The 5,964-nt window shown below is 37.7% G+C and carries 4 protein-coding genes and 1 pseudogene; 3 read left to right on the forward strand and 2 right to left on the reverse strand.

Features of this window, described 5'->3' with window-relative positions; genetic code table 11:
• Nucleotides 1-102: 102 nt before the first annotated feature.
• The 3 genes and pseudogenes from J2S13_RS16270 to J2S13_RS16280 form a co-directional block, all read left to right on the forward strand.
• A pseudogene (locus tag J2S13_RS16270) lies at nt 103-732 on the forward strand (ABC transporter substrate-binding protein); the annotation flags it as partial.
• Between the two features lie 90 nt (nt 733-822).
• Nucleotides 823-1,827 carry an ABC transporter permease gene (locus tag J2S13_RS16275; RefSeq protein ID WP_307258907.1) on the forward strand — a complete coding sequence of 335 codons (1,005 nt, stop codon included), beginning with the start codon at nt 823-825 and terminating at the stop codon, nt 1,825-1,827.
• Between the two features lie 14 nt (nt 1,828-1,841).
• A complete protein-coding gene (locus tag J2S13_RS16280) occupies nt 1,842-2,750 on the forward strand; it encodes an ABC transporter permease (protein WP_307258908.1) in 909 nt (302 codons plus the stop codon).
• A gap of 72 nt (nt 2,751-2,822) precedes the next feature.
• Here the strand turns inward: J2S13_RS16280 and J2S13_RS16285 are convergent, their stop codons facing one another.
• Nucleotides 2,823-3,911, reverse strand: coding sequence for an FUSC family protein (locus J2S13_RS16285; RefSeq protein WP_307258910.1), 1,089 nt, complete (start codon nt 3,909-3,911; stop codon nt 2,823-2,825).
• 335 nt (nt 3,912-4,246) lie between these two features.
• Nucleotides 4,247-5,539: a glutamate-1-semialdehyde 2,1-aminomutase gene (locus tag J2S13_RS16290; protein WP_307258911.1), complete on the reverse strand. Its 1,293-nt coding sequence runs from the start codon at nt 5,537-5,539 to the stop codon at nt 4,247-4,249.
• Between the last annotated feature and the right edge of the window lie 425 nt (nt 5,540-5,964).

Raw genomic sequence — 5,964 nt, forward strand, 5'->3', positions numbered from 1 at the left:
GCGAGCAATTGAACTCATTCCCTTGTCCGTTTTTAAATATCTGAGAAAACTAGACTTTAATTTTTCTACAATTTCATTGTAAATAGCGAAGAGCCTAAAAACTTCTATGAAGGAACGGCAGAACCTGCGATAAATCCAATGCCACCTTCCATTAACGGGTACAATGATGCGATTAAAGATTATGAATACGATTTGGATAAGGCAAAGAAACTTCTTGAAGAAGCTGGATATAAAGATGGATTTTCAATGGAATTATGGGCAATGCCTGTTCCTCGTCCATATATGCCAAATGGTCAAAAACTGGCAGAGGCAATCCAAGCGGACTTTGAAAAAATTGGTGTAAAAGTAAAGATTGTGACAATGGAATGGGCCACTTATTTAGAAAAGGTTCAAGCGGGTGAATCTCCAATGTTCATGCTTGGTTGGACTGGCGATAATGGGGATGCGGATAACTTCCTTTATACACTACTAGATAAAGATAGTATTGGCTCAAACAACTATTCTCGTTATGCCAATGAAGAATTGCATAAAATTTTAATCGAAGCACAAACCGTTGTAGATGAAGCGAAACGCGACGCCCTATATAAAAAGGCTCAAGAAATCATCCATAATGATGCACCGTGGATTCCGATCGCTCACTCGATTCCACAACTTGCAGGGAAAAGTTCAATCAAAGGTTTTATTCCACATCCAACGGGAACTCAGCCTTTTACTAATGTAACGATAGAATAAGAGGAAAAAAGAGGAGTGAGCTTTGCTCCTCTTTTTTAAAAGTACATATTTTAAAAGCAATTAGTCATTTTTCAGAAAGAAGGTGATGAGATGGTTTCTTATACAATTCGTAGATTAACGATGCTGATTCCCGTTTTAATCGGAATGTCGATTATTGTGTTTTCACTTATTCATGCTATTCCTGGAAATCCCGCACAACTCATCCTTGGGCAACAGGCGACAAAGGAAGCGGTTGAGGCCTTAACGAAGGAATTAGGGCTTGACCAACCGTTATATATCCAATTCTGGGAATACTTTAAAAGTTTATTAACAGGAGACTTAGGGACCTCGATTAAAACTCAGTCTCCCATTAGTGCAGAAATTGGTCCTTATTTAGCGGCCACAATTGAATTATCGTTTTGTGCGATGATCATTGCTATTTTCATCGGTGTGAATGCAGGGATTATTTCGGCTTGGTTTCAAAATTCATGGTTTGATTATATTTTAATGTTATTGGCTTTAATCGGTGTATCGATGCCGATTTTCTGGTTGGGGCTAATGGAACAATATGTGTTCTCGATTCAATTAGATCTATTACCGACGACTGGAAGGGAAAATATCCGTAACCCTGTCGAACCAATTACACATTTATATTTAGTTGATACGTTAATACAAGGAAGATTCGATCAATTTATTGAAGTACTAAAACATTTAATCTTACCAGCAGTGGCATTAGCAACAATTCCAATGGCGATTATTGCACGAATCACTCGTTCAAGTATGCTTGAGGTGATGCGCTCTGATTATATTCGAACGGCAAGAGCAAAAGGGATGAGCATGTTTTTCGTTGTATACAAACATTCATTGAAAAATGCCCTAATCCCAGTGATCACCATTATTGGATTGCAAACTGGATTGCTTTTAGGTGGAGCGATTTTGACCGAGATGATTTTCGGATGGCCTGGTATTGGAAATTATATTTACAATGCGATTCAATTTCGCGACTATCCAGTGATTCAATCTGGAATATTAGTGGTTGCGACTATTTTTGTCATGATTAACTTAATCGTTGATTTATTATATGCCGTTTTAGATCCAAGGATTAAATATAGATAAAAGGAGGCTGAGTGATGTCGCAAACTGTCGTAAATATACCTCCTTCAGGCCCTGAAATGGAGTCGAAATATGAAGAAAAAGTCGTTTCACCTTGGAAAGAGGTATGGAGGAAATTTAAGAAAAATAAAATGGCTGTCGTGGGTTTCGGAATCGTCTCATTTTTTATATTGCTTGCGATCTTCGCGGATTGGATTGCTCCGTATGGCTTTAAGGAGACACAATTAAATCAAAAACATCTATCTCCATCGAGTGAGCATTGGTTTGGAACGGATGAATTTGGTCGTGATATATTTAGTAGAATTATATATGGAGCAAGGATATCTTTATGGGTCGGTTTTCTATCTGTTGCGGGCTCAGCCGTTGTCGGTTCATTTTTAGGAATTTTAGCAGGGTATTATGGCAGATGGGTGGATACGATCATCTCCAGATTTTTTGATATTTTACTAGCATTTCCTAGTATTTTACTAGCGATTGCAGTAGTAGCGATGTTAGGTCCTTCATTGCAAAATGCTTTGATTGCCATCGCGATTATCAATGTTCCAACTTTTGGGAGACTTGTTCGTTCACGAGTGTTAACGATTAAAGAGGAAGAATATATTACAGCAGCAAAAGCGATTGGGATGGGAGATGGTAGAATTTTATTACACCATGTCCTTCCAAATAGCTTAGCCCCTATTATCGTTCAAGGTACTTTGGCCATCGCGACCGCTATTATTGAAGCTGCAGCACTTGGTTTCTTAGGAATGGGAGCACAACCACCAACACCTGAGTGGGGGAAGATGCTAGCGGATTCAAAGGATTTCATGATTCAAGCGCCATGGACGGTTTTCTTCCCTGGAATTGCGATTATGCTAACGGTTCTCGGCTTTAACTTAATGGGGGATGGACTTCGTGATGCCTTAGATCCTAAAATGAAAAACTAAAGACTTTAGTAAAGGAAAAAGCAATCGGCGCTTAACCGATTGCTTTTGATTTATCTTTTCTTAATGCTTGCTTCAAATTTCCTCTTCTTCCATTTGTAAGTAATCATTATCCTCTTTATGAAACTTTTGGAAAGTATTTATGAGTAGATCTAGATGGTTTAAATGTTCATCATATTCTAATATACTAGAAATAATATGCATTAGATGATAAGTTTGTAGATTTTCCTCCGTGGTGTATTCCTCGTTTATTTCAGCCATAGACAGCTGCAAAAGTTCTTGACGGTTAAAAAGTACATCGTGCACATCATCCAATTCTGTTTCCTGCTTTACCTTTCCAATGAATTTAAGAAGTAATTGTTCATGATATCCCATTAGGCAATCAAGTTGCTCTTGGATGGCTTTTTGTAAGTGTGATGGGAGATGGACATATTCATTTTCATACTGATGTAACCTTCTTAAAATATCAAAGCTTCTTCTAGTCGTAGAAACCATATGGCGATAGATTACTAGTTTACGATTTTTGACAGGTGATTTGGATTTCAGTGTGTTTTGATCTTCTTTAAACATTAAATAAAGTTGATCCAACTTCATTAATCTTTCTCTAATTTTTCCAATGTCTTTTTTTAATAAATGATGTTCGGAAGCATTGCGTGAAATCAGGCGCATCCATTTTAAAATATCTTGTGTTAGTAAATCGATTTGATGAAATAATTTCGTTTCATATTTAGGTGGTAAAAAAATTAAGTTGACAACAAAAGAAGAAAATACTCCTAACATGATGGTTGAAAATCTTATGAGAGCAAATTGGATAAATTGTTCATGCGAAACTTCCATAATAGCAATTAAGGTAACGAGTGCAAGTCCAATTGTATTTTCTATTTTTAATTTAAGAATAAGTGTGATCGCGACGATAGAGGCAAGCCCAATGATTACAATATGATTTCCAAATAATACAACAGAAAGAATGGCAATTAATGCCCCGATGATATTTCCTTGTACTTGTTCAATGATGCTTAAATAAGATCGATATATCGTTGGCTGAACAGCAAAGACAGCCGCAATTCCAGCAAAAACCGGAGAGGGTAAATTTAGTAGTTGGGCAACAAATAAAGCAAGAATAATAGCTATTCCCGTTTTGAGAATGCGGGCACCAAGCTTCATAGGAGTTTTAATTCCTTTCTTATTTAAAATTTTCAAAAAATCATATACACGCATTTTGAAGAACTAAGATATCATACCATGCTTGTTTTATCAATAGATTTGATTTTCATTTTCGGAAAAAAGCCTCGCTAATCTTAATGATATTGTACTATACAATGGATATTGATTTATTGCAAGAAGTGAAGATACATTAAACTTTAAATCATCATACAAAGACTAATAACTTGGATTTGGATAGATGAATACGAGGTACATTATATGTAATGGCTGCAAGAAATTATACCAAAATAAAAAAGCGCCTATCTTGGCGCTTTTCACATCAAATGAAATGGAAATTATCCCTTTAATTGTTGAAAAGAATGATCCACTGCTTCGATGGTTTGTTCAATATCTTTTTCTGTATGAGCGATGGTGAGGAATAATGCTTCATATTTAGAAGGAGCAAGATTAATTCCTTGATGAAGCATCAGTTTGAAAAATTTCGCAAACATTTCACCATCTGTAGCTTCCGCCTGTTCGTAATTTTCCACTTTTTCGTCTGTGAAATAAATGGTTAATGCCCCTTTCAAACGATTGATCGTGATTGGGATGGAATATTTTTTGGCTGCGCTCATAATTCCTTCTTCTAACATAGCCCCAAGACGATCTAAATAATCATATGTTCCTTCTTTTTGCAATACTTCTAGGCAAGCAATACCGGCTAAAATAGAAGCAGGGTTTCCAGCCATTGTTCCGGCTTGATATGCTGGACCAAGTGGAGCGACAGTTTCCATAATGTCGACTCGGCCACCATAAGCCCCGATTGGAAGCCCACCGCCAATAATTTTACCCATGGCCGTTAAATCAGGGGTAATGCCTAATAAATCTTGGGCCCCGCCATACATAAAACGGAATGCTGTGATGACCTCGTCAAAGATTAATAGTGCTCCCGCTTCATGTGTCAACTCTTTGATTGTTTCTAGAAATCCTTCTTTCGGTTCAACAATCCCAAAGTTTCCGACGATCGGTTCAACTAAAACGCCAGCAATTTCATCTCCCCACTTATTCAAGGCTTCTTTAAATGGTTCAACCTCATTAAATGGGACTGTAATCACCTCTTGGGCAATGCTTTTAGGAACTCCTGCTGAATCCGGCGTTCCTAGAGTAGAGGGACCAGATCCTGCTGCAACTAATACTAAATCAGAATGACCATGATAGCATCCAGCGAATTTAATGATTTTATCTCTTCCTGTAAAAGCACGAGCAACTCGAATAGTCGTCATGACTGCTTCTGTCCCACTATTTACAAAACGTACTTTTTCCAGACCAGGCATAGCCTCTTTTAGCATTTTAGCAAAAGTGACTTCAAATGGAGTAGCCGTTCCATATAAAACTCCATTTTCCGCTGCCTTTTGTATCGCTTTTGTAATATGTGGATGAGCATGACCTGTAATAATAGGTCCATATGCTGCTAAATAATCAATATAGCGATTGCCGTCCACATCCCAAAAGTAAGCACCTTGGGCTCGTTCCATTGCAACAGGAGCACCACCACCAACCGCTTTGTACGAACGTGATGGGCTATTAACGCCTCCTACAATATGCTGTAAAGCTTCTTTATGTATCCGTTCAGAATTAGAAAAATTCATACCTTTCCCTCCTCGTAGATATACCTAACCCATTTTATTACTCCCATTCAAAATCCGCAAACTTATCCTCTCATAACTTAATCACATGGAGCGTAAAATGGGATAAGCCCGTTTATTGAAAAGAAGTCACTTGAGTGAACAGATGTGCGTGTGAAGTAGTGTAAATAAACACGGGAAATATGCAAACTTGGGAGAAGATGTGCTGCGTGAAGAAGTGCAAATAAACGCGGGAAATATGCAAATATCAAGGGAAATGTTCAAATACACCGGGAACAAGCGCAAAAAAGTGGAACAGTAGCGCAAAACCGTCTGGGAAATGATCAAAAAACAGAGGGAAATAGTCAAACCGAGAAAATTGAGAAAAGGAGTAGCTTGGGAAAAGATGTGCTGCGTGAAGGAGTGCAAATAAACTCGGGAAATATGCA

Origin of the sequence: Oikeobacillus pervagus, assembly GCF_030813365.1 — a bacterium.
GTDB classification, from domain to species: Bacteria; Bacillota; Bacilli; order Bacillales; family DSM-23947; genus Oikeobacillus; species Oikeobacillus pervagus.

Bases quoted from the DNA above. Each gene is read 5' to 3' on its own strand.
- J2S13_RS16285 (WP_307258910.1), bottom strand. From the start codon at position 3,911: ATGAAGCTTGGTGCCCGCATTCTCAAAACGGGAATAGCTATTATTCTT.
- J2S13_RS16290 (WP_307258911.1), bottom strand. From the start codon at position 5,539: ATGAATTTTTCTAATTCTGAACGGATACATAAAGAAGCTTTACAGCAT.
- J2S13_RS16275 (WP_307258907.1), top strand. From the start codon at position 823: ATGGTTTCTTATACAATTCGTAGATTAACGATGCTGATTCCCGTTTTA.
- J2S13_RS16280 (WP_307258908.1), top strand. From the start codon at position 1,842: ATGTCGCAAACTGTCGTAAATATACCTCCTTCAGGCCCTGAAATGGAG.